The 697-nt window shown below is 36.7% G+C and carries 1 protein-coding gene and 1 tRNA gene; both read right to left on the bottom strand.

The window, feature by feature from the left end:
- Positions 1–28 precede the first annotated feature (28 nt).
- Positions 29–259, bottom strand: a complete 231-nt coding sequence (locus tag IE038_RS25640; RefSeq protein WP_189396428.1) for an ATP synthase subunit C family protein — start codon at positions 257–259, stop codon at positions 29–31.
- Between the two features lie 40 nt (positions 260–299).
- Positions 300–370: transfer RNA gene (locus IE038_RS25635), tRNA-Ile, on the bottom strand.
- Positions 371–697: the final 327 nt, after the last annotated feature.

The following is a 697-nucleotide window of genomic DNA, read 5'->3' as shown; positions in this document are numbered from 1 at the left end:
AAAAGGTGTTGAGATAATGAATACATACCTATACACCGTAGAGTAATAGGAAGCTAATCATAAGTGAGAATAGACCACAAGCCTCAGCTAGGGCGAAACCTAGGATAGCTTGAGGGAATAAAGTGCTACGTAGAGAAGGGTTACGTGATGTACCGTTGATTAAAGCAACGAAAACTAGAGCGATACCGATAGCAGCTCCACCTAATCCGATAGTAGCGATACTTGCACCGATGTACTTAGCAGCAAGAGCTAATTGCATGTCTAAGTGTGTCTATATAATCTTACTATATCTGCCAGTGTTAGCTTAATAGGAATCGAACCTATATTTCCCGATTATCAATCAGGCTCTCTACCATTGAGATATAAGCTAGTTTAACATACGATTAATACATCATTAATATTATATGAATGCATATCCTCTTATGGCCGATCTAATCAGCTTAGATGGACCTAGTTAAGGTCATACTAAGATGTACGATTAGATCGGCTTATCTTGACTCTAATGTATACATCCCTATATCTACACAATAATAGGTGATAAGATAGGGGTATGTGATTAGATCATAATAAGATGATAAAAAGGTTAAGGAATAGGTAATATTAGTATAAGTCCCGAGCAAGTTCCCTTACCCGAACTGTATTTCAACTTATAGCATATCATAGATCGTATATAACCATCAAAAAGCTTCCTTAATCG

Source organism: Pseudomonas laurentiana (genome assembly GCF_014648275.1).
In the GTDB taxonomy this organism is placed as follows: Bacteria; Pseudomonadota; Gammaproteobacteria; order Pseudomonadales; family Pseudomonadaceae; genus Aquipseudomonas; species Aquipseudomonas laurentiana.
The sequence above is the reverse complement of the archived record's forward strand: the minus strand, read 5'-3'. Positions and strand labels throughout refer to the sequence as shown.